Genomic DNA, 22331 nt, shown 5'->3' on the forward strand with positions numbered 1-22331 from the left:
GGTGCGGGTGGGAGAATGGGGGAGTGATCATTCTTGCGGCGACTCCCATCGGCAATCTGGGCGACGCCTCCCAGCGTCTCATTGAGGCCCTCACGAACGCCGAAGTGATCGCGAGCGAAGACACCCGAACAACCGTGCACCTCATGCGCGCCCTAGGCATTGACAATCGCCCACGGCTGATCCCGCTGCACGAACACAACGAGTCAGAGAAGGCGAGTGAAATCGTCGAACTCGCCCGTGATGCCGATGTGCTTGTTCTCAGCGACGCCGGGATGCCCGCCATCAGCGACCCCGGATTCCCGCTCGTCTCGGCAGCCGCCGCCGCCGGAGTCACGGTCACCGCGCTGCCCGGCCCGAGTGCCGTGCTCACCGCGCTCGCCGTCTCGGGACTGCCGACCGACCGCTTCAGCTTCGAAGGCTTTCTTCCCCGCAAGGGACGCGTCGCCTACTTCCGTGGCCTCGCTCGCGAAGAACGCACCATGGTGTTCTTCGAAAGCCCCAATCGTCTTCCCGCAGCCCTCGCCGACCTCGCGACCGCCCTCGGCGACGACCGTCGCGCCGTCGTGTGCCGCGAACTCACCAAAATGTACGAAGAAGTCGCCCGCGGAACAGCGGCCGAACTCGCGGCGAAATTTGCGGATGGTGCCCGGGGTGAGATCTGCCTCGTCGTCGAAGGCGCCGCACCCGCGACATCCGACCTGCCGACGGCGGTCACGTATGTGCTCTCGCTCGTGGCCGACGGTGCACGGTTGAAAGAAGCATCAGCCGAGGTCGCTGAGCAAACCGGGTTGAGTAAGCGCGACCTTTACGAAGCGGCCCTGCAGGCCAAGAAGAAGTAGCGGCGTCGCACCGCGCGGGAACCACCGTTCTGCAACGAGAAGGCCTGCCGCGGGAGAAACGACAAACGCCCGAGTCGCTTCCCTGTCTGCCCCGGAAGAGCGGTGCAGGGATGCGACTCGGGCGAAAGCGCGAGCCAGTGGTGGAGGCTAGGCGGCGACGGGAACCTGAGCGGCTTCCGGAGCGACCGCAGTCTCGCTCTTGCGCACGAAACGCTTGAGCAAGATAACGATCAGTGCCGTGACGATCATTCCCGCGACAATCGCGACCAGGAACATCGGGAAGGGGTTGATCGCGAAGAACACGAACACGCCACCGTGCGGTGCCTGCGAGGTGACGCCGGCCGCCATGATGATTCCACCCGTAACCGCACTACCAATTGCACTGGCAGGGATCACACGCAGCGGGTCAGCAGCAGCGAACGGGATGGCGCCTTCAGAGATGAACGAAGCGCCGAGCAACCAGGCTGCCTTGCCGTTTTCCTTCTCGACGGGCGAGAACAGACGACGAGCGAGAAGGGTCGAAGCGAGAGCCATCGCGAGTGGAGCAACCATTCCCGATGCCATGACGGCGGCCATGATCATCCACGGTGCCTGATTGTCGATCGCACCGGCGCTGAGGCCAGCTACCGCGAAGGAATACGCCACCTTGTTGACCGGGCCACCGAGGTCGAAACCCATCATGGCTCCCAGAATGAGACCGAGAACGACAGCGGATGCGCCGTTCAAGCCATTGAGGAAGTCGTTGAGTGCGACGGTGAGCGACGCGATCGGTCCACCGAGAATCAGCACCATCAGGCCGGACGCAAAGATCGACGCGAGCAGTGGGATCACGACAACGGGCATGAGACCACGGAACCAGCTCGGAGTCTTGCGCTGGGCGAGCCAGTGAGCAGCAACACCGGCGAGGAGTCCACCGACGATACCGCCGAGGAAGCCAGCACCCATGAGGCCAGCGACCGCACCGGCCGTGAAGCCGGGGGCGATACCGGGGCGGTCAGCAATCGCGTACGCAATGTAACCGGCTAGGGCGGGAACAAGGAAGCCCATCGATGCTGCACCGATCTTGAATGCCGCAGCACCCAAGTACGCCGCGACTCCGCCATCAGGCAGGTTCCAGAGGCTGTTCTGAACGATGATGTCGCCCGCAGTCTCCGTGATGAGGTACCCGCCGAGCAGGAAGCCCAGGGCAATCAGCAGACCGCCACCGGCAACAAAGGGAATCATGTAGCTCACACCGGTGAGCAGAGCGCGCTTGACGGTCTGACCGAAGTGCTCGTCTTTAGTGCTGCTGGTGGATTCGCTGGCAGCACCACCGGCAACGCGAGCGGCCTTGGGGTCCTGAGCGGCGGCAAGAGCTTCAGCAATCATGGCGTCTGGCGCGTCAATGCCGCGCTTGACGGGTGACTGCACGAGAGCCTTGCCGGCGAAACGGCCCTTGTCGCGAACATCCACATCCACGGCAAAGATGACGGCGGATGCCGCAGCAATAACCGCAGGATCAAGCGGCGTTGCGCCTGAAGAGCCCTGAGTCTCGACGTGGAGTTCGACGCCAGCACGTTCTGCGGCAGCGGCGAGTGAATCGGCCGCCATGTAGGTGTGGGCGATGCCGGTGGGGCAGGCGGTGACGGCGACGAGCACGGGGCGTGCAGCACCCTCAGTGGGGGCTGCATTCTGGGCGGGAGCCGCTGGCGCCGCTTTCTCTTCTGGTGCTGTGGCTTGCTCGACGAGAGCGACGATGTCTTCGCGAGTTTTCGCTGCACGCAGGCTGTCGACGTACTCGGGGTTCACGAGTGACCGCGCAAGAGCGGAGAGAACCTTGAGGTGTTGTTCGTCGGCGCCAGCGGGGGCAGCGATCAAGAAAATCAGGTCGGCGGGAGCATCCGTAGCGCCAAAGTCGACGGCGGGATCGAGCCGCGCCATGACGAGAGTTGCTTCGGTGACTGCTTCTGAACGGCAGTGAGGAATAGCGATACCGCCAGGAACTCCGGTATCGGTCTTCTGCTCACGGGCCCAGGCGTCGTCAAAAAGCGACTCTGCATCGGTGGCGCGGCCCTGTGCGGCGACGAGATTCGTCAGCGCACGAATGACACCTGCGCGGTCGGTGCCGAGATCGGCATCCAACAACACGAGGTCGGGGGTGATGAGTTGCGACATTGCTTTCTCCTTGTATGCAGCAGTTGAGGTGCTGAGGTTTACTGGTTGCCCGAACGGCTGAGCACGTGCACGTCAGCAGCATCGGGATGGGTGAGATCGGGGGTTGGCATGGTGCTGCCCGGCAGTGAAGCGGCTGCTGCGCCGTGAGCAACAGCTTGAGCGAGGCGACGTTCGGGGGCGGCGCCGCGCTGATCCGCTAAGAGGTAGCCGGCCAGTGAGGCGTCTCCTGCTCCGACGGTGCTTTTGGCAGCGACGGGAGGCATGGTGGCTCGCCAAGTTTCGTCGGCAGTCACGAGGAGTGCTCCGCGCGAACCGAGGGTCGCGAGTACGGCCCGGCAGCCGCGCGAGACGAGCGTGAGCGCAGCGGCAGCCGCGGCATCCGGATCGCTCTCGAAGGTGTCGGGAAGTCCCGTGAGTTCAGCGAGTTCTTCAGAGTTGGGCTTGATGAGGTCAACGCCAACCCCGGACTCGATGAGGGCCTGCATGGGCGCGCCCGACGAGTCGACGGCAATGCGCGGCAGAGGGCCGTCGGTGGCGGCGCGAATGGCGTGAACGACGCGCACATAAAAATCAGTGCTCAAGCCGGGAGGAAGCGACCCCGCGAGAACGACCCATTCGGCACGGCGAGCGTGCGAGACGACGAGATCGATGAGAGCGGCATCATCAGCAGTGGTGAGCTGCGGGCCCGGCTCGTTGATCTTGGTTGTTGTGCCGTCAGGTTCGGTGATCGTCACGTTGGAGCGCACACGGCCCTCGATCGGCAGTCCCGCCGTGGGGGTGTGCTCGGCGCGCAAAGCAACAAGCATGGGGTCAGAGGCATCTCCGGGCAGCACGGCAACGGTGTCGAGACCCGACGCGATCAGCGCTCGCGATACGTTGACGCCTTTTCCGCCTGGCTGCTCACTGCTCGATCTCGACCGCTGAACTTCGCCGCGGTCGAGAGCGGAGTCGAGCTCGATCGTGCGGTCGAGGCTGGGGTTGGCGGTGACGGTGACGATCATGCGATCACCGTTTCAACATCCGCGTGCTCAAGGGCTCGAGCGAGATCGTCGTCGGGCGACTGGTCGGTGATGATGGTGTCTACCTCCGAGAGTGACGCAAAGCTCATGAGCGTTTCGATGCCGAGTTTTGACGCATCGACGAGGGCGATCGCGCGACGAGATCCTCGAGTGAGGGCGCTCTTGACGGCGGCTTCGTCGGGGTCGGGGGTGCTGAAACCGAAGTCGGCGTGCACTCCATTGGCGCCCAAGAACGCAATATCGGGGCGGATGCTCGAAAGCTGGTTGAGAGTCGCGGAACCCACCGCAGCGCCCGTGATGCCGCGCAAGCGACCGCCGATGAGCTGAACTTCGATGTGGGGGTTCTCGCTCACGATTGCCGCGATCGAGATCGAATTGGTGATGACGGTCAGTGACCCCGTGGATGCCGCGGGCTGCCAGTAACGCAAGTGCTGAGCGAGCCGGCTTGTCGTGGTGCCCGAGTCGATGCTGATTGCGCCAGTGAAGGTGGACGGAATGAGCGCCATTGCGGCCAGCGCAATGCGCTCTTTGGCATCGGAATTGCGGTCGGTGCGTGCGGCGACGCTTTCTTCGACGCGACTAATCCGAGCTGCGGAGACTGCACCGCCGTGCACGCGGCGGAGGATGCCTCGCGCTTCGAGCTGGTCGAGATCGCGGCGGACGGTTTCGCTGGAAACGTCGAAGGTGCGGGCAAGCTCGATTACGGCAACGCGACCAGCTTCAGCAAGTTGTCCCTCTATGTGCTGTTGCCGCTCTTCTGCGTACATTCCGTAATCTCCTTTGATTGCTCACGCCCTGACCGCGTGTCTGTGAGAATACGCCCGTTTTATCGTTATTGCAACACAAATAAAGAAAAAGCCACACGTTCCCACATTCAGTGGGGTGGGATCCGGATTCTGAGTCGCTTGAGCGCTGGGTAACAGCCTGCGACAGCACTCACCCCGCGCCCGGCGTAATCAATCAACACAGGCGAATACAATGAAGGCATGTCTGCCGGCGACTCCTTCTACATTGCGACGCCCATCTTCTATGTGAACGACGTTCCCCATATCGGGCACGCGTATACGGAGGTGGCCGCCGACGTTCTTGCACGCTGGCACCGTCAGCGAGGTGAAGACGCCTGGCTGCTCACCGGCACCGACGAGCACGGCCAGAAGATTCTGCGCACCGCAGTCGCAAACAACACGACCCCACAGGAGTGGGCCGACCGTCTCGTTGCCGACTCATGGCAGCCGCTGCTCGAGACAATCGACATCGCGAACGACGACTTCATCCGCACGACCGATGAACGTCACGAGAAGGCTGTTGCCACGTTCTTGCAGCGTCTGTACGACGATGGTCACATCTACGCGGGCGAGTACGAGGGCTACTACTGCGTCGGTTGTGAAGAGTACAAGCAGCTCGACGACCTCGTTACCACTCCCGATGGTGAGTACAAGGGCCAACTCGTGTGCGCGATCCACTCGCGCCCCGTCGAGATTCTCAAGGAAAAGAACTACTTCTTCCGCATGAGCGACTTCGGGCAGAAGCTGCTCGACCTCTACGAAAGCCAGCCCGACTTCGTGCAGCCCGCGAGCGTGCGCAACGAAATCGTGCAGTTCGTCAAGCAGGGCCTCGACGACCTCTCTATCTCTCGCTCGAGCTTCGACTGGGGCGTCAAGGTGCCCTGGGACGAAACCCACGTCGTGTACGTCTGGTTCGACGCTCTGCTCAACTACGTCAGCGCCATCGGCTACGGCGTCGACGACGAACAGTTCGCCAAGCGCTGGCCCGCCGTGCAACTTGTGGGCAAAGACATCGCCCGCTTCCACGCCGTCATCTGGCCAGCCATGCTCATGGCAGCAGGCCTGCCCGTGCCGCGCGCCGTCTTCGGTCACGGCTGGTTGCTAGTCGGCGGCGAAAAAATGTCCAAGTCGAAGCTGACCGGCATCGCCCCTAGCCAAATCACCGACACCTTCGGTTCCGATGCCTTCCGCTACTACTTCATGAGCGCCATCACCTTCGGTCAAGACGGCTCCTTCAGCTGGGAAGACCTGAGCGCGCGCTACCAAGCAGAACTGGCCAACGGCTTCGGCAACCTCGCCTCGCGCGTCATCGCGATGGTGAACAAGTACTTCGATGGTGAGATTCCGGCGCTCGGTGAGCTCACGGCATCCGATGAAGCGATCGTCGCCACCCAGAAGCGTGCGACCGAGAAATCGAACACGTTCATCGACAAGTTTGCAATCAATGAAGCACTCTCATCGGTCTGGGAACTCGTGGATGAACTCAACGGGTACATCACCGAGCAAGAGCCCTGGGCGCTGTCAAAAGACCCCGCTAAGCGCGAACGACTCGGTACGGTGCTTGCCACGACCGTCAACGGTCTGGGCACACTCGCGATCTTGCTGTCTCCAGTGCTGCCCAAGGCAACGGCCAAACTGTGGACCGCTATTGGTGGCGTCGGCGAACTGAGCGAGCAGCGCATCGATGACGCCCAGAGCTGGTCGCACTCCGGGCGAGTCACAGCCCTCGAGTCATCGCTGTTCCCGCGCATCGAAGTGGATGCCGAGAGCGGCACGGCGTGACCGAACCGTTCATCAGACAGCGTCATCGCAGCGCCGAGGAGAAGGCGAACGAGAAGCTGCAGTATCCGCCGCTGCCGGAACCTCTTGAGGGCGTTGTCTACGACAATCACACGCACCTCGAGATCGCCGATGGTGGGCCGGATAACCAGCTCGATTTTCACGAACACTTGGCACGCGCTGCCTCGGTGGGGGTTCGTGGCGTAGTTCAGGTTGGCACGGATGTCGCGACGAGTCGCTGGTCGGCCGAGCTCGCGGCTACCCACCCGCAGGTTCTTGCTGCGGTAGCGATCCACCCGAACGATGCTCCCGAGCTTGAGAAGGCGGGGGAGTTGGATGCTGCGCTCGCCGCGATCGACGAACTCGCAGCACTGCCTCGCGTGCGCGCGGTTGGCGAAACGGGTCTCGACTTTTTCCGCACGGACGACGAGGGTCGCCCCGCGCAGTTCCGTTCTTTTGAAGAGCACATTGCGATTGCTAAGCGCCACGGCTTAGCGCTGCAGATTCACGATCGCGATGCCCATGACGAGGTCATTGAGACTTTGTTGCGGGTGGGTGCGCCGGAGAGAACCGTCTTCCACTGTTTCTCGGGCGACGCCGCTATGGCGCGTATCGCGGCCGATAACGGCTGGTTTTTGTCGTTTGCGGGCACGGTGACGTTCAAGAACGCCGCGAATCTTCGCGAAGCACTGTCGGTGATTGATCTCGACCGCATCATGGTCGAGACCGATGCTCCCTATCTCACGCCGCATCCGCTGCGCGGCCGCCCGAACGCTCCCTACCTGATGCCGTACACGGTGCGGGCGATGGCAGCGCATTTGGAGATCAACGAACTTGAACTCTCCTCGCAGCTCGCCGCGACGACCGAGGCTGTGTATGGTTCGTGGGATACCGAATTATCCGAGAATGTAGGCACGCGATGAACACCCTGCTCGGTCCTGCGGAGATCCGCGATCTTGCTGATCTGCTCGGCATTCAGCCCACCAAGAAGCTGGGCCAGAACTTTGTCATCGATCCCAACACGGTGCGCCGTATCGTCAAGGCCGCCCACGTCGTCTCTGGCGAAACAGTGGTCGAGGTCGGGCCTGGGCTAGGTTCGTTGACGTTGGGGATTCTGGAGACCGGGGCATCCGTCGTCGCTGTCGAGATCGACAAGCGGCTTGCTGCCCAGTTGCCCATCACGGTCAGTCAGCTGCAGCCGGATGCTCAACTCACGGTCATCACCGACGATGCGTTGCGCGTGAGTGCGTTGCCGAACGACCCCCGTGTTTTCGTCGCGAACCTGCCTTATAATGTCTCGGTTCCGGTGCTGTTGCATTTCTTGGAGCACTTCGATTCACTCGACCGCGGTCTCGTGATGGTGCAGGCCGAGGTCGGCAATCGTGTCGCGGCGGGCCCGGGCAGCAAGGTCTACGGTGCGCCGAGCATCAAGGCGGCTTGGTATGGCGAATTTTCGACGGCTGGTCTCGTGAGTCGTCAAGTGTTCTGGCCTGTGCCCAACGTCGACTCGGTGCTTGTGCGTTTTGAGCGTCGCGAACAGCCAGGCACGATCGAGGAGCGCAAGGCGACGTTCGCACTGGTGGATGCCGCGTTCCAGCAGCGTCGCAAAATGCTGCGTCAGGCGCTCTCTGGCGTTCTCGGCAGCTCGACGGCCGCCTCTGAGCGACTTGTTGCGGCGGGTATCGCTCCTACCGCTCGAGGCGAGGAGCTCACGGTGCTCGATTTTCTTGCTATTGCGCGCGCGGCCTAAAGTCTTACGCTCCTCGCGATTGTTGCGACGCCCCTGAACTCAACCATTCCGTTTGGTGCCAAACGACGGTAGGTTGGCCTCATGTCGGACGCAACGAACAGCACCCCCAGTGACCGCGACGTTCTGGAAGGAACGGGCCGGCATCCGGATGAATGGTTCGCCTTTCTCGATATGGCGGGTGCGACGACATGGCAGCACGAAGAATTTGTGGCCTGGTTTGAGGCAAACGCCTCTCACGTAAACGCCGAGTGGGTAGAAGGCGTGACTGCGCGCTATGCCGCCGTTCGGGGTCTGACGATTTCGAAGTAATTTCGGAGGTGTAACGAGACCCTCACAATTGTGCGCAAGTGCGCGTTATCCCCAGCCCGCGCACAGACAGGTACGTTCTGCACGGTAAGTTTGGAGAATGACTACCGTCCCGGCAGCCTCCACAATGGTTCACACTCGTGCCCCTGGCAAGGTCAACGTCTTTCTCAAAGTGGGCTCGCTCCTTGATGACGGTTACCACGACGTCGCCATTGCTTATCAAGCAGTTTCTCTCTACGAAGATGTTCGCGCTTTTCCTGCCGACGACTTCTCGGTGTCGGTTACCGGCACGGTCAATCTTTCCCGCGTGCCCACTGACGGTTCGAATATCGCGATCACGGCGGCTCGACTACTTGCGCGTCGCACTGGCTACCGCGGCGGCGTTCGCCTCGAAATCGACAAGCACGTTCCTGTTACGGGGGGAATGGGCGGTGGCTCCGCGGATGCCGCGGCAACCCTCCTGGCCTGTGACGCGCTGTGGGGCACCAACATCTCTCGCGAAGAAATGCTCGGCCTTGCTTCTGAATTGGGTTCCGACGTGCCCTTTGCGCTCACCGGCGGAACCGCAATCGGAACGGGTCGTGGCGACCAGCTCAGCCCGGCTCTCGCCAAGGGGCAGTTTCAGTGGGTCTTGGCGCTCGCCGACTACGGGCTCTCCACTCCGGAGGTGTACACCGAGCTCGACAAGCACCGTCAGCGTCACTCTCAAGACATTTTTCCCGCCGAAGTTGCACCGTCGGTCGACTCTGACGTGTTGCAAGCTCTCCGCGCGGGCGATCCGCACATGCTCGCCGAGTGTCTTCACAATGACCTTCAAGCACCCGCGCTCAAGCTGCAGCCCTCGTTGGCCTCAGTGATTGAGCTTGGCGAGAAAAATGGTGCTCTCGCCGGAGTCGTTTCAGGTTCCGGTCCCACTGTCGCGTTCCTCACGGCCGACCTTGATTCGGCTCTCGAATTGCAGATCGCGCTGAGTGCAGCGCAAATGAACGTGGTGCGGGCGACCGGTCCCGTTCACGGCGCGCGAATCATTAACGACTAACCCGGCTAGGCTTGCCTGAATGGCACACCTTCTTGGCGCTGAGTCCCTTCATCTTGAATTTCCGACCCGCGTAATCTTCGACAATGTCACGATCGGTCTCGACGAGGGCGACCGTATTGGCATCGTCGGTCGCAACGGTGACGGCAAAACTACCCTCATGCGGATGCTCTCCGGCCGTCTGGAGCCCGACGAGGGTCGCGTGACGCGTCGCAACGGTGTGCGCCTTGGCATGCTCGACCAGGCCGACGAACTCGACGGCAGCAAGACGGTGCACGAGACCGTCATCGGCGATATTGATGAGCACGTCTGGGCGGGCGACCCTAAGGTTCGCGACGTTATTGCGGGCCTCGCCGCTGACATCCCGTGGGAAGCCAAAGTGGGCGACCTCTCCGGTGGTCAGCGTCGCCGTGTTGCCCTCGCTGCTCTCTTAATCGGTGACTGGGATGTCATCTTCTTGGATGAGCCCACTAACCACCTCGACGTTGAAGGTATTTCGTGGCTTGCCGGCCACCTCAAGCGCCGTTGGGGCACGAACGCCGGTGGGCTGCTGGTCGTCACTCACGACCGGTGGTTCCTCGACGAGATCTGCACCGCCACGTGGGAGGTGCACGATCGCCTGATCGAGCCCTTCGAGGGCGGCTACGCGGCCTACATTCTGCAGCGCGTGGAGCGTGACCGCATGGCGGCTGCCTCGGAGTCGAAGCGTCAGAACCTTATGCGCAAAGAGTTGGCATGGTTGCGTCGCGGCGCTCCCGCGCGCACGACGAAGCCGAAGTTCCGCATTGATGCCGCCAACGAACTCATCGAGAATGAGCCGCCAGCCCGCGATAGCGTTTCGCTGTCGTCGATGGCGATGCAACGCCTCGGTAAGGATGTCGTTGACCTCGAAGACGTGACCGTCACTTATCAGGTCACCGACCCGGCATCCGGCTCGACGACGGACAAGACAGTGTTGAAAGATCTCACCTGGCGCATTGCTCCGGGCGAGCGCACGGGCATCCTCGGCGTAAACGGTGCGGGAAAGTCGACGCTGCTGTCACTCGTTTCGGGAACCCTCTTGCCCACAAAGGGTCGGGTTAAGCGCGGCAAGACGATCAAGGTCGCCACTCTCACCCAGCAGCTTGCCGAGCTCGAAGACGTGTGGAACGAGCGCGTCAGCACTGTCATCGGTCGTCACAAGAGCACCTATGTCACGGGCGGCAAAGAGATGACGCCGACCCAAATGCTCGAGCGGGTCGGTTTCACGAGCACGCAGCTTTCCACTCCCGTGAAAGACCTGTCGGGTGGTCAGAAGCGCCGACTGCAACTGCTGCTGATCTTGCTCTCCGAGCCCAACGTGCTGATTCTGGATGAGCCAACTAACGACCTCGATACCGACATGCTCGCGGCCATCGAAGACCTCCTCGATACCTTCCCCGGCACGCTCCTCGTCGTCAGCCACGACCGGTATCTGCTCGAGCGCGTCACCGACCAGCAGTACGCCGTGATGGAGGGCAACTTCCGTCACTTGCCGCGCGGGGTCGACCAGTACCTCGAATTGCGCACTCAGCAGCTCAAGGGTTCCTCGGGCAACGCTTCGGGCGCTGCCGCGGGCGCTCCGGATGCCACGGCCGCAAAAGCGAAACCCAAGTTGGGCGGTGCAGAACTGCGCAACTCGCAAAAGGAGCACGCTGCGGCTGGTCGCAAAATCGCCAAGCTTCAGGACCAGATTGCAGAACTTCACCAGCGTATGGCCGCGCACGACCAGTCAGACTTCGCCGGCCTTGGCGCTCTCGTGGGCGAACAGCAGGCTCTGCAAGAGGCCCTCGACACCGTCGAGACCCGCTGGCTCGAACTCGACGAACTGCTCTCGTAGCGCGCCGCTGAAGGCCGTAGCGCCCTGCAGGCTTGCTCTAGCCGAGTGCCGCAACGCCTGCAGCGCGCGCAATTTCAACTGCGCCGTAAGAGAGCAGTGCGATGACTGCCCATGAGATCAGCGCGACCACGAGGGCGCGACCTCCCGTGCGCACCAGATTGCCGATGCTGATCGAAGCGCCGAGCCCAAAAAGCGCCATGCCGAGCACGAGCTCTTGACCGTAAGCCGCCACCTCGAGAAAGCCATCGGGTAGCGGAATGAAGGTGCGCACGAGCACGGCAGCAAGAAAGCCGACGACAAACAGGGGCAGGATAGCCGGGCGCTTGACTTCGTCACGATCGGCGGCAGGTTCGCCGGCTTCGCTCGCGGCTGCCGCCTGTACGCGGTCGGCCCGCGCGGCGACCACACCGGCGAGCGCGACCATGGGAGCGAGCATTGCGACCCGGGTCAGCTTCACCACGACAGCAACGGCGAGAGCGGTCGCTCCCGCGATTTGAGCCGTAGCGACGACCTGCCCGACGTCGTGCACGCTCGCGCCAACCCACATGCCGAACTCTGCCGTGTCGAGACCGAGGAGGGGGCGCAAGGCAGGGAGCAGTGCGATGGCGAGGGTGCCACACAGTGTGACAAGCGCAATCGGGGTAGCCGTGTCGGAGTCCTTCGCGCGAGTGACACCCGCCATAGCGCCGATGGCCGAAGCGCCACAGATTGAAAATCCGGCAGCGATCAGCACCGGTTGCTGGCCGGGCAGGCGCAGCATCCGTCCGAGGCCCCACGTGAAGAAGAACGTGATGACGACAATTGCCACGATCATGCCGAGCACGAGCCAGCCCAGCTCGGCAATGTTCACGAGGCTCAGCTTGAAGCCGAGCAACACAACACCGATGCGTAGCAAACGTCGGGAAGCAATCGCCAGGCCCGGCTTCACGTCGGCGCGAACCGAATCGCGCCAGGGCAGGGCGGCGAAGAGGATGCCCAACACGACACACGCGGTCAGGGTCGGTATCGCCGGCACGAGAAAACTGATCAGCAGAGCGAGAGCAAAAGCGGCAAGCGCAAGACCGAGCCCGGGGGAGTTGCGGCGAAACGCGGTCGGGGCTTGCAGGTTATTCACCGTCGAGGCTCAACTTTCTGAGCAGGGAGCTCAATCGTTCTTGTTCCAGGGGAGACATGCGCGCCAGCAGGGCTGTCTCGTCATGCACGAGAGAAGTGATGGCCTCATCGACGCGTTCGCGCCCACTGGCCGTCATGATCACAATCACTCCGCGACCATCATTGGGGTCGGTGCGACGCTCTACTAGTTTGCGGGCCACCATGCGGTCGATGCGGTTCGTCATCGTGCCGCTCGAAACCATTGTCTGCTGCACGAGAGCAGTCGGACTCAACTGGTATGGAGCGCCGGCCTTGCGCAGGGCAGAAAGCACGTCGAACTCCCACGGCTCGACGCCCGCGACAGCAAAAGCGGCCTTACGGGCGCGTTCGAGGTGCTTGGCAAGGCGACCGACACGGCTGAGAACATGCAACGGCGCAAAGTCGAGATCGGGGCGCTCGCGCGACCACGCTTCGACAATTCGGTCGACTTCGTCGCGTTGGGGCATCCGGTTATTATCTCAGCTTCAATCCCCGGATGTGCGCCACAAACGCGCCCGAGAACCCTGAAGAAACGTGTGTGAAGGCTCCGAATCGGGCTACGTGCACGACAGACGGCCAATGATCTGGCAGAATTGATGCGCGCCTTCGGGTGCGGTCCGCTTTGGTGTAACGGCAGCACGGCAGCCTTTGGAGCTGTCCAGTCTAGGTTCGAATCCTAGAGGCGGAGCTGTAAGAGATTGTGGAGACCCAAGCGCTCCTATTGTCGAGACCCTTTCAGAAGGATTTCAGGGCAAAGAGAAAGCCGGAACCCGACTTCACGTCGAGGTTCCGGCTTTGTGCTTTGTCGGGCCGGTTGGGCGCCCTTCGGTGCTCGTTTTCGGCGAGGACAGTCTCTCCAGTTGCTTCATCGCTCACGCAATCTTGAGCTAGGGTACGGCGGCGCGGGCTTCTTCTCTGGGCGCGGCAGGTAGATGTAGGTCTGTACAGACTCTTGCTTCTGGCCGGTTTCCGAGTTCGATCAGATTCGGAAGGTAGAAGGCTCGCTCGTCGCTCCCGCCCTAGCGGCGCGAGCTCAGATGTTCGCGAACGAAGGCGATCTGCTGAGGAGATAGCGGTTCCCATCTGGAATTCATGGGGTGATCGGGGAATCCTTGACGAAGCACACGCCGCACTGCTCGTCCCTCGTCGTCATACCCGAGCTGTTGCGCTAGGTCTTTCGGTGCCATTGGAGTCTCCATGGACGGATGCTATATGACACCGTCGGCAGTAATCGATCTATCCACGCGGGCTAGTTGCGACTAGTCAAGCTCTCGCTACCGTATGTTCGACATATGAAGAAGAGTCGCAAACTTGAGCAGCACATCGCAGTGTTCGGCGAGAGCGGAAGCGGGAAGACAGTCCTGCTCTCGTCTTTCTACGGTGCCGCACAAGAGCCACACAATATCAAAAAGCATGGGTTCAACGTCCTAGCCGAGAATCCGTCGCAAGGAACCCATCTCTCCCAAAACTACTTGGGAATGAAACAGTCGGCGACGCTGCCCGAAACCAACCGTTTCTCGGCTAAGTCCTACTCGTTCTTGGTCAAAGTGAAGCATAGGGCTCAAGCCAAGGCGGCCAAGCAAGCCGGCGCCGATGCCCTTCGAGTGGTGTGGCATGACTATCCCGGTGAGTGGTTCGAACGCGATGTGAGCGGCCCCGAAGAAGCTCAACGCCGGATCGACACGTTCGGTGATCTGCTTCAATCAGACGTCGCTTTCCTGATGGTGGATGGGCAGCGTCTCCTGGATAACGTCGGCGAAGAGGAGAGATATCTCAAGTCTCTTTTTACCAATTACTGCAACGCATTGCTGCTGATGCGCGACGACCTGCTAGACAACGGAAAGCCTCTCGTTACTTTTCCACGTATCTGGATCCTCGCCCTCTCGAAGTCCGATCTTGTTCCAGATATGGACGTTTACGAATTCAGGGATCTTCTGTTGGGCAAGGCGGGGGCGGACATGGAGAAGCTGCGGGATGTGCTCGCAACTATGGTCGAATCCAATCGTGCACTTTCTGTCGGTGAGGACTTCGTTATCTTCTCGTCCGCAAAATTCGAAGCGAACAAGATCGAGGTCTCCAAACGTGTTGGGCTTGATCTGGTGCTGCCTCTGGCATCAGTGTTTGCCTTCGAGCGACAGCTCCGGTGGGTTCAAGCTGGTCATATCGGTCGAAAGGTAGCGCTCAAGCTTCTAGAGAACGCCGAGGTTGTGTCGTTCGGCCTCGGAATTTTGGGAGGTGGAATTGCAAAACTTATCGGCTCGAAGAACAAAGCTGCCGCCGTCGCGGGCTTCCTCTTGGCCCAGGCTGGCCCGGCACTCGCGGAGTACGCAAAGAACCTAGAAAAGAAAGTGGCTGACCTCGACGCGCAAGGCATCGCTAAACAGGAAGACCTCACAGCGGTGCTCACGAAGTTCCGGGCAGACCTGTACAAGGCCGAAGAGGAAAGAATATTTCTACGGAGCCTTCTATGAAGCTGATCTGGGCAACCAGAGGGAAAACGTGGGGATTCAGATTCCTTGAACGAGGCGGCTTCAGCGATCCTCTGCCGGAATACGACGCTGTGTTCGCTGGTGTCGAGGGGCGATCAGAGGCCTATTGCCGCGTCGGAAATCTGGTCGCTCTGCGATTCCCCGACCCGCTCGGACGCCGCGATGCCGCCGGCAGGGTGATACCGCACGAGTTTGTTGTGTTCCCACCCCTGGCCGATCAAGTGCACTCGGTCGAGGACGGACTCAAGTTGGTTTGGCCGCTTTCTCAGGTCGCGGACAGATTCGCACAGGTGTGGGCACAGTCTTCGCCGCCAACGGATGAATGACTCGATTATTTTGGTCCCCGCAAAGTTCTTGCGAATCGGTTGCGTCAGGGGTCGCATGTGGGGTGTTGCGCGACCTGGGCTGAACCCTGAGTTGGGGGCTAGCTGACGTTTGATTGCCGCTGTACTCTCTGGATGATTCCTGACTCGCTCACCGCTTAAACCCGAGAGGCTTTGCCGCCGATGTATCGCCGCTCTGTTGTTCTGCTCGTCGTGGCTGTGCTGGCGCTCGCGGGATGTTCGTCCTATCCCGACATTCAAGACGACTATCAACCGTCTCAAGAGCGCCCTCAAATCGAGGGCGAAAACTCCGCAGATCAACAGCCCGCCGAAAGCGAGGCGAGTGGGGGATGGCTCTGTTTCTCAGACCCGACTTACGACGACGACTGGCACAACGATTACGTCTGTTCGAATGGCACAACTATCGAACGCCCGTACTTGATTCCGGAAGATCCGTTCGTGGAGTCGTGGGAGCTTGAGGCCGCGGCTGCTGCCTACGAGGACAGTTTGAACCGCTAACCGCGCTAGACGGAAGAATCTCCCGCTTCTTCCCAGTTCTTACCGAGTTCTCGGCGCGCGTTCTGAGTGCGGCTCATTCAGGGCACAATAGGTCTATGACCGAACACACACTCGCCGTCATTGTTCTCGCAGCAGGCCAAGGCACTCGCATGAAGTCTGCCAAGCCCAAGGTTCTGCACCGCCTTGCTGGCCGTGAGCTCATTGGGCACGTCGTTGCCTCCGCGCGCGAGCTCAACCCCGACCACGTCATCGCGGTCGTGCGTCATCAGCGTGACGAAGTGGTAGCAACGCTCACCGAACTCATGCCCGACATCCTGATCGTTGATCAAGATGACATTCCGGGCACCGGTCGCGCCGTCGAGGTTGCCGTTGATTCCTTGCCTGCCGACTTCGATGGGGATGTCGTTGTCGTCAGCGGCGATGTTCCCCTCCTCGACTCGGCCACTCTTGCGTCGCTTCTTGAGCAGCACCGCACGCAGTCGGCCGCGGCAACCGTGCTCTCTGCCATCCTCGACGATGCCACAGGCTACGGCCGCGTCGTTCGCGGTGCCGATGGTGGCCTCGACCGCATCGTTGAGCAAAAAGATGCCAACGCCGACGAGATTGCGATCACAGAAATCAATTCGGGAACCTACGTGTTCCAGGTCGGGCCATTGCGCGAGCAACTCGTTCGCATCACAACTGACAACGCTCAAGCCGAGAAATACATCACCGATGTTGTCGGTCTGCTTCGCGGGGTCGGCGCAACGGTCGCTGCTATGCCCGTGACCGCCGGCTGGATGGTCGCCGGGGTCAACGACCGCGTGCAACTGGCCGAAGCTGCTCGTCGTATGAACGAACTCATCGTGCAGAAATGGCAGCGCGCTGGCGTCACGATTGAAGACCCTGCAACGACCTGGATCGATGCCGACGTCACCCTCAACCCCGATGTTGAAATCTTGCCGGGCACTCAGCTCAAGGGCGCAACGCTGGTTCAATCCGGTGCCATCATCGGGCCAGACACGACCCTTGTTGACTGTGAGGTTGGCGAGAATGCTGTCGTGAAGCGCACTGATGCAACTCTCAGCGTGATCGGTGCCAACGCCTCTGTCGGGCCCTTCGCCTACCTGCGCCCCAACACCCGGTTGGGCGTCAGCGGCAAGATCGGCACCTTCGTCGAAACAAAGAATTCCAGCATTGGTGAGGGCAGCAAGGTGCCTCACCTCAGCTACATCGGTGACACCGAAGTGGGTGAACAGTCCAATGTAGGTGCCGGAACGATCACGGCAAATTACGACGGCGTGAACAAAAACCGAACAGTAGTGGGCTCGCATGTGCGCAGCGGATCGCACAACGTGTTCGTCGCTCCGGTTAGGATTGGTGACGGAGCGTACACCGGAGCCGGTTCGGTCATCCGAAAAGATGTACCGGCGGGCTCACTAGGCATCAACGTCGCTCCACAGCGCAATATCAGTGGCTGGGTTGAAACCAATCGGGCGGGTACTGCAGCAGCTCAGGCAGCTGCAGCAGCAAACGACGATAACGACGCCTGACCGAAGCACGCCGTAACCGCGGCAGAGAGCGAGTCCCCACGTGGCCAGCATCAAGATTTCCGGTCAAAAGCGACTCGTGCTTGTATCCGGGCGCGCGCACCCGCAACTCGCGATCGACATTGCTGAAGAGCTCGGCAGCGAGCTCGTGCCCACCGACGCACGCACCTTCGCGAATGGTGAAATCTACGCCCGCTACGACGAAAGCGTTCGCGGTTGCGATGCCTTCGTCATCCAGTCGCACACCGAGCCCATCAACGAGTGGCTCATGGAGCAACTGATCATGGTGGATGCCCTCAAACGTGCTTCCGCCAAGCGCATCACTGTTGTCTCGCCCTTCTACCCCTACGCCCGTCAAGACAAAAAGGGTCGCGGTCGCGAGCCGATCAGCGCGCGCCTCATTGCTGATCTGTACAAGGCCGCAGGCGCAGACCGCATCATGAGTGTCGATTTGCATGCTGCTCAGATTCAGGGATTCTTTGACGGCCCTGTCGACCACCTTTTCGCCATGCCGGTGCTGCTTGAGCATTTCAAGCAGCAGCTTGACCCTGAAACCCTCACGGTGGTCAGCCCCGATATGGGCCGCGTTCGCGTTGCCGATATCTGGAGCGACAAGCTCGGCGCACCTCTTGCGATCATCCACAAGCGCCGTGACCCGCTGGTTCCCAACCAGGTCACCGTTCACGACATCGTTGGTGATGTTGATGGCCGAGTTTGCCTGCTCGTTGACGACATGATCGACACCGGCGGAACGATCGTTAAGGCTGCTGAAGCGCTCAAGCGTGCTGGAGCCCTCAAGGTCGTTGTCGCTGCAACTCACGCGATCTTCTCCGACCCCGCTCCCACGATTTTGCAAAGCGATTTCATCGACTCAGTAGTTGTTACCGACACCCTGCCCGTGCCGGAACACAAGCGGTTCCCGACGCTCACGATCCTGCCGATCGCTCCGTTGCTGGCTCGCGCCATCCACGAAGTATTCGATGATGGATCGGTCACCTCGATGTTCGATGGTGCTGCTTAACCACTGAGAGAGTTCTCCGCGCCCATCGTGTAGTTGGCTAGACGATCCGCAACATACAGTTAAGCCATGACTGTGTTGTCCGACCGACCCTGGTTCGCTCACTACGCTGACGGCGTTCCTGAAGAGATCTCGCTGCCCGAGGGATCGCTCTACGATCTCGTGGCTGCGTCTATCGCCGAGTATCCGCGCGGGATCGCGCTGGAGTTCTTTGGTCGTGAGACCACCTACAGCGAACTGGGCGATCAGATCGACCGTGCGGCCGAGGGCCTGCGACTGCTCGGCGTACAAAAGGGTGACCGGGTGGCACTCGTCTTGCCCAACTGTCCCCAGCACATTGTCGCGTTCTATGCCGTGCTGCGACTCGGTGCCGTTGTCGTGGAGCACAACCCGCTCTACACTCCTCGCGAGTTGCGGCATCAGTTCGAAGACCACGAGGCGCGTGTCGTGATTGCGTGGAACAACGTGGTCTCTACCGTTCAGGATCTGCCCGCGGATATTGCCGCAGAAACCATCATTTCTGTCGACGTGACACGCTCAATGCCGTTTATCACTCGAGCGCTCTTGCGTTTGCCGATAGCGAAAGCGCGAGAATCGCGAACCGCCCTGACCACACCGGTCAGCGGAACGATCGTGTGGGAAGACTTGCTGAAGTCTGAGCCCATCGATGCCCGCATCGTGCGCCCCGACGCTGATGATCTCGCACTCATCCAGTACACGAGTGGGACAACGGGCAATCCTAAGGGAGCGATGCTCACGCACGTGAACCTCTCGACCAATGCTGCGCAAGCGCGCGCCTGGGTTCCTGCTGTGCCCCGTGGCAAGGCCGTCGTTTACGCGGTGCTCCCGATGTTTCACGCCTATGGCCTCACCCTCTGTCTGACGTTTGCGATGAGCATGGGCGCGCGACTCGTGCTCTTTCCCAAGTTCGACCCCGATCTTGTGCTCGCCGTCATCAAGAAGCGGCCGGCGACGTTCCTGCCGGCCGTTCCCCCGATCTACGAACGCCTCACTACTGCAGCTGACGCAGCAGGGGTCTCCCTCAATGGCATCGAGATCGCGATCTCCGGGGCGATGCCCCTGTCGGCGTCCGTCGTGGAGCCGTGGGAGGAGCGTACGGGCGGAACTCTCGTGGAAGGCTATGGTCTCTCGGAGACGAGCCCCGTGCTGATGGCCAATCCTGTCGGCCCTACTCGTCGCCCAGGAACCGTCGGGCTGCCCTTGCCCAATACTGAGATCCGCGTCGTGGATCCCGAGAACCCGACGGTGGATCGGCAAGCGGGCGAAAAGGGCGAGCTTCTCGTGCGCGGTCCGCAAGTATTCTCGGGCTACTGGCAAAAGCCAGACGAGACCGCTGAAGTGTTCGTCTCCGCGACCGACGGTGGCAAAGACTGGTTCCGCACCGGCGACATTGTTGCGGTCGATAGCGACGGCTTTGTGAGCATTGTCGACCGCATTAAAGAACTCATCATCACGGGCGGATTCAACGTTGCCCCGAGCGAAGTGGAAGATGCGCTGCGACAGCATCCCTCGATAGCGGATGCTGCGGTCGTCGGCTTACCGAGTGAGCACAGCGGCGAAGATGTCGTCGCCGCTGTCGTTCTGGCCGACGGCGAGTCTCTCGACGAGAACGCGGTACGGGAGTCGTTGCGGGCGAATCTAGCAGCGTACAAAGTGCCCAAGCGCGTCGTCGTCGTGGACGAACTGCCACGATCCCTCATCGGCAAGGTTTTGCGTCGTGAAGTGCGCGAGCAATTGCTCGCAGGCAACTAGGTGTTGTCTGCCGGGCCCGTGGGAATGATGGCGGGGCCGGGGATGAGCCCGAGAGATCGCAGCAGCGTCTCATTTCCGTTGAAAGCGACCGCGTAGCATTTCCAGCCCGGTTCTCCGTCGCCCGAAAGCTCGAAACGGATGTCGTAGGACACCGCTTGAGGTGCCAAATACTCGGTGTACACAGCGCACGTGCGATTAGCGGTGTTGTTCGCTGTGCCCATGGCCGAGACGATTCCGGGCACGACGAGGCCGATAAGCCCGAGCACAACAACAACGCGCATCACCCACACGAACGCGCGCGAACGCAGCGGCCGTTCCCCGTGGGGCTCGTAGCCTGCGAGTTCGGGATTCTCCTCGAAGTTGCTCATTGTGCAGCCATTCTGTCACTCGCCGCTGGGTATCGTGCGGCGCGAACCCTCACGACACGAATGGCGGCGAACTAGTCGTTCGCCGCCATCTCGGTAAGTGCCTGTGCTTAGTGCGAGTCAGTCGCTTCGATCTCGCTACGGTCGCCTGACCACAGGGTGTGGAAGGTGCCATCCATGTCGACTCGCTTGTAGGTGTGCGCTCCGAAGAAGTCGCGCTGTCCCTGAACGAGGGCGGCGGGCAGGCGCGGTGCGCGCAGGCTGTCGTAATAGGCGAGCGATGATGAGAACGCGGGGGTCGGGATGCCGGCTGCTGCCGCCCCAGCGACAACGCGTCGCCACGAGTCCTGAGTGCCTGCCATCGCGTCGGTGAAGTACGGGGCGCTGACGAGGGCCACGAGACCGGGGTTCTCGGCGTAGGCCTCGGTGATGCGGTTCAAGAAGCGCGCACGGATGATGCAACCACCGCGCCAGATCTTAGCGATCTCGCCCTTCTTGATGTCCCAGTTGTACTCTTCAGCGCCGGCAACGATGGCGTCGAAGCCCTGGCTGTACGCAATGATCTTCGAGGCGTAGAGGGCCTGGCGAACGTCTTCGATGAATGCCGCTTTGTCGTCGATCGTCGGCACCGAGCTGGGGCCGGGCAGTGCTGCGGATGCCGCACGCTGGGCAGGCTTCGAGGAGACAGCGCGGGCGAAGACAGCTTCGGCAATTCCGGAGACGGGCACTCCGAGGTTGAGCGCGGTCTGCACGGTCCACACGCCGGTTCCCTTAGAACCAGCCTGGTCGAGGATGATGTCCACGAGAGGCTTGTCGGTCTTGGTGTCGACCTGACGCAATACTTCGGCGGTGATTTCGATGAGGTAGCTTTCGAGCTCGCCCTTGTTCCACTCGGCGAAGATGTCGGCGATCTCGGCGGGGGTAGCACCGGTGCCCTGACGGATGAGGTCGTAAGCCTCAGCGATGAGCTGCATATCGGCGTACTCGATGCCGTTGTGGATCATTTTGACGAAGTGACCGGCACCGTCGGTTCCGACGTGAGTTACGCACGGCTCGCCTTCGGCAACAGCGGCGATCGACTTGAGGATCGGGCCGAGAGTTTCCCAGGCCTCAGCAGAACCGCCGGGCATGATCGATGGGCCGAGCAGCGCGCCCTCTTCGCCGCCGGAGATCCCGGCGCCGACGAAGTTGATGCCAGTCTCGCGCACTGCCTTTTCGCGACGGATGGTGTCGGTAAAGAGTGCGTTGCCGCCATCGACGATGATGTCACCGGGCTCGAAAGCTTCGGTCAGAGCATCGATCACGGCATCCGTGCCTTTGCCGGCCTGCACCATGATGATGGCGGTGCGTGGCTTCGACAGCGATGCGGCGAATTCGGCATAGTCGGATGCCGGAACGAAATTAGCTTCGGGGTGCTCGGTGAGCAGAGTCTCGGTCTTCGAGTAGGAGCGGTTGTAGATCGCGACGGTGTTGCCTTCGCGGCTTGCGAGGTTGCGGGCCAGATTGGAGCCCATAACTGCGAGCCCTACTACGCCAATGTTTGCGGATGCTTGCTCAGCAGCGGTCATGTCGTTCACTCCTTGACTCTGGGACACAGTTGCGGGCCCCATGTTCATGGCTGGTTGGCCCAATCATCAAGCCTAGGGCACACCGCGCAG

At 61.4% G+C, this 22331-nt stretch carries 19 protein-coding genes and 1 tRNA gene; 13 read left to right on the forward strand and 7 right to left on the reverse strand.

Annotation, left to right across the window (positions count from 1 at the left end; translation table 11 throughout):
• Positions 1-23 precede the first annotated feature (23 nt).
• Positions 24-839 (forward strand): 16S rRNA (cytidine(1402)-2'-O)-methyltransferase, encoded by an 816-nt coding sequence (rsmI, locus tag AACZ26_RS09935; RefSeq protein WP_339621193.1) that lies wholly within the window; start codon positions 24-26, stop codon positions 837-839.
• 147 nt (positions 840-986) lie between these two features.
• Here the strand turns inward: rsmI and AACZ26_RS09940 are convergent, their stop codons facing one another.
• From AACZ26_RS09940 to AACZ26_RS09950, 3 genes are read right to left on the reverse strand one after another with little or no spacing between them, the layout of a single operon-like run.
• Positions 987-2993 (reverse strand): fructose-specific PTS transporter subunit EIIC, encoded by a 2007-nt coding sequence (locus AACZ26_RS09940; protein WP_339621195.1) that lies wholly within the window; start codon positions 2991-2993, stop codon positions 987-989.
• Positions 2994-3031: 38 nt separating this feature from the next.
• Positions 3032-3994 carry a 1-phosphofructokinase family hexose kinase gene (locus AACZ26_RS09945; RefSeq protein WP_339621198.1) on the reverse strand — a complete coding sequence of 321 codons (963 nt, stop codon included), beginning with the start codon at positions 3992-3994 and terminating at the stop codon, positions 3032-3034.
• Positions 3991-4779, reverse strand: a complete 789-nt coding sequence (locus AACZ26_RS09950; RefSeq protein WP_339621200.1) for a DeoR/GlpR family DNA-binding transcription regulator — start codon at positions 4777-4779, stop codon at positions 3991-3993. The genes AACZ26_RS09945 and AACZ26_RS09950 overlap by 4 nt, the downstream gene beginning before the upstream one ends.
• 219 nt (positions 4780-4998) lie before the next feature.
• Here AACZ26_RS09950 and metG point away from each other — a divergent pair, with 219 nt between their 5' ends.
• From metG to AACZ26_RS09980, 6 genes are all read left to right on the forward strand, one after another.
• Positions 4999-6579, forward strand: coding sequence for a methionine--tRNA ligase (metG, locus tag AACZ26_RS09955; protein ID WP_339621202.1), 1581 nt, complete (start codon positions 4999-5001; stop codon positions 6577-6579).
• Positions 6576-7499 (forward strand): TatD family hydrolase, encoded by a 924-nt coding sequence (locus AACZ26_RS09960; protein ID WP_339621204.1) that lies wholly within the window; start codon positions 6576-6578, stop codon positions 7497-7499. Before metG ends, AACZ26_RS09960 begins: the two co-directional genes overlap by 4 nt.
• Entirely contained in the window at positions 7496-8326 is an 831-nt protein-coding gene (rsmA, locus tag AACZ26_RS09965) for a 16S rRNA (adenine(1518)-N(6)/adenine(1519)-N(6))-dimethyltransferase RsmA (protein ID WP_339621205.1), read from the forward strand. Before AACZ26_RS09960 ends, rsmA begins: the two co-directional genes overlap by 4 nt.
• 81 nt (positions 8327-8407) lie before the next feature.
• Complete coding sequence (locus AACZ26_RS09970; RefSeq protein WP_339621206.1) at positions 8408-8635, forward strand: 4-diphosphocytidyl-2C-methyl-D-erythritol kinase; 228 nt, start codon at positions 8408-8410, stop codon at positions 8633-8635.
• Positions 8636-8732: 97 nt separating this feature from the next.
• Positions 8733-9671 carry a 4-(cytidine 5'-diphospho)-2-C-methyl-D-erythritol kinase gene (locus tag AACZ26_RS09975; protein ID WP_339621207.1) on the forward strand — a complete coding sequence of 313 codons (939 nt, stop codon included), beginning with the start codon at positions 8733-8735 and terminating at the stop codon, positions 9669-9671.
• A gap of 19 nt (positions 9672-9690) precedes the next feature.
• Positions 9691-11526, forward strand: coding sequence for an ABC-F family ATP-binding cassette domain-containing protein (locus tag AACZ26_RS09980; RefSeq protein ID WP_339621208.1), 1836 nt, complete (start codon positions 9691-9693; stop codon positions 11524-11526).
• A gap of 37 nt (positions 11527-11563) precedes the next feature.
• On the opposite strand, the gene AACZ26_RS09985 is transcribed toward AACZ26_RS09980, so the two are convergent.
• Together AACZ26_RS09985 and AACZ26_RS09990 are read right to left on the reverse strand one after the other, a co-directional pair.
• Positions 11564-12640 carry a putative sulfate exporter family transporter gene (locus tag AACZ26_RS09985; RefSeq protein WP_339621211.1) on the reverse strand — a complete coding sequence of 359 codons (1077 nt, stop codon included), beginning with the start codon at positions 12638-12640 and terminating at the stop codon, positions 11564-11566.
• Positions 12633-13124 (reverse strand): MarR family winged helix-turn-helix transcriptional regulator, encoded by a 492-nt coding sequence (locus AACZ26_RS09990; protein WP_100389650.1) that lies wholly within the window; start codon positions 13122-13124, stop codon positions 12633-12635. The genes AACZ26_RS09985 and AACZ26_RS09990 overlap by 8 nt, the downstream gene beginning before the upstream one ends.
• 149 nt (positions 13125-13273) lie before the next feature.
• Here AACZ26_RS09990 and AACZ26_RS09995 point away from each other — a divergent pair.
• The 6 genes from AACZ26_RS09995 to AACZ26_RS10020 all read left to right on the forward strand — a co-directional run bounded on the left by AACZ26_RS09995 (position 13274) and on the right by AACZ26_RS10020 (position 20308).
• A tRNA-Gln gene (locus tag AACZ26_RS09995) sits at positions 13274-13345 on the forward strand.
• Between the two features lie 640 nt (positions 13346-13985).
• Entirely contained in the window at positions 13986-15128 is a 1143-nt protein-coding gene (locus AACZ26_RS10000; protein WP_339621213.1) for an ATP/GTP-binding protein, read from the forward strand.
• Positions 15129-15652: 524 nt separating this feature from the next.
• Positions 15653-15988: a hypothetical protein gene (locus tag AACZ26_RS10005; protein WP_339621215.1), complete on the forward strand. Its 336-nt coding sequence runs from the start codon at positions 15653-15655 to the stop codon at positions 15986-15988.
• Between the two features lie 95 nt (positions 15989-16083).
• Entirely contained in the window at positions 16084-17520 is a 1437-nt protein-coding gene (glmU, locus tag AACZ26_RS10010; protein ID WP_339621217.1) for a bifunctional UDP-N-acetylglucosamine diphosphorylase/glucosamine-1-phosphate N-acetyltransferase GlmU, read from the forward strand.
• Between the two features lie 40 nt (positions 17521-17560).
• Positions 17561-18538, forward strand: a complete 978-nt coding sequence (locus AACZ26_RS10015; RefSeq protein WP_339621218.1) for a ribose-phosphate diphosphokinase — start codon at positions 17561-17563, stop codon at positions 18536-18538.
• 66 nt (positions 18539-18604) lie between these two features.
• Positions 18605-20308 carry a long-chain-fatty-acid--CoA ligase gene (locus tag AACZ26_RS10020; RefSeq protein ID WP_339621220.1) on the forward strand — a complete coding sequence of 568 codons (1704 nt, stop codon included), beginning with the start codon at positions 18605-18607 and terminating at the stop codon, positions 20306-20308.
• On the opposite strand, the gene AACZ26_RS10025 is transcribed toward AACZ26_RS10020, so the two are convergent.
• Together AACZ26_RS10025 and gndA are read right to left on the reverse strand one after the other, a co-directional pair.
• A complete protein-coding gene (locus tag AACZ26_RS10025) occupies positions 20305-20676 on the reverse strand; it encodes a hypothetical protein (RefSeq protein WP_339621221.1) in 372 nt (123 codons plus the stop codon). The genes AACZ26_RS10020 and AACZ26_RS10025 overlap by 4 nt on opposite strands.
• A 107-nt stretch (positions 20677-20783) precedes the next feature.
• The gene (gndA, locus tag AACZ26_RS10030) at positions 20784-22241 is read right to left on the reverse strand and encodes an NADP-dependent phosphogluconate dehydrogenase (RefSeq protein ID WP_339621626.1); all 1458 of its coding nucleotides are present in this window, start codon (positions 22239-22241) and stop codon (positions 20784-20786) included.
• Positions 22242-22331 lie beyond the last annotated feature (90 nt).

This window comes from uncultured Salinibacterium sp. (genome assembly GCF_963974405.1).
GTDB lineage: Bacteria > Actinomycetota > Actinomycetes > Actinomycetales > Microbacteriaceae > Rhodoglobus.

Bases quoted from the DNA above. Each gene is read 5' to 3' on its own strand.
- rsmA (WP_339621205.1), top strand. From the start codon at position 7,496: ATGAACACCCTGCTCGGTCCTGCGGAGATCCGCGATCTTGCTGATCTG.
- AACZ26_RS10025 (WP_339621221.1), bottom strand. From the start codon at position 20,676: ATGAGCAACTTCGAGGAGAATCCCGAACTCGCAGGCTACGAGCCCCAC.
- AACZ26_RS09970 (WP_339621206.1), top strand. From the start codon at position 8,408: ATGTCGGACGCAACGAACAGCACCCCCAGTGACCGCGACGTTCTGGAA.
- AACZ26_RS10020 (WP_339621220.1), top strand. From the start codon at position 18,605: ATGACTGTGTTGTCCGACCGACCCTGGTTCGCTCACTACGCTGACGGC.
- metG (WP_339621202.1), top strand. From the start codon at position 4,999: ATGTCTGCCGGCGACTCCTTCTACATTGCGACGCCCATCTTCTATGTG.
- AACZ26_RS09940 (WP_339621195.1), bottom strand. From the start codon at position 2,993: ATGTCGCAACTCATCACCCCCGACCTCGTGTTGTTGGATGCCGATCTC.
- AACZ26_RS09975 (WP_339621207.1), top strand. From the start codon at position 8,733: ATGACTACCGTCCCGGCAGCCTCCACAATGGTTCACACTCGTGCCCCT.
- gndA (WP_339621626.1), bottom strand. From the start codon at position 22,241: ATGACCGCTGCTGAGCAAGCATCCGCAAACATTGGCGTAGTAGGGCTC.
- AACZ26_RS10005 (WP_339621215.1), top strand. From the start codon at position 15,653: ATGTATCGCCGCTCTGTTGTTCTGCTCGTCGTGGCTGTGCTGGCGCTC.
- AACZ26_RS09980 (WP_339621208.1), top strand. From the start codon at position 9,691: ATGGCACACCTTCTTGGCGCTGAGTCCCTTCATCTTGAATTTCCGACC.
- AACZ26_RS09990 (WP_100389650.1), bottom strand. From the start codon at position 13,124: ATGCCCCAACGCGACGAAGTCGACCGAATTGTCGAAGCGTGGTCGCGC.
- AACZ26_RS09945 (WP_339621198.1), bottom strand. From the start codon at position 3,994: ATGATCGTCACCGTCACCGCCAACCCCAGCCTCGACCGCACGATCGAG.
- glmU (WP_339621217.1), top strand. From the start codon at position 16,084: ATGACCGAACACACACTCGCCGTCATTGTTCTCGCAGCAGGCCAAGGC.
- AACZ26_RS09950 (WP_339621200.1), bottom strand. From the start codon at position 4,779: ATGTACGCAGAAGAGCGGCAACAGCACATAGAGGGACAACTTGCTGAA.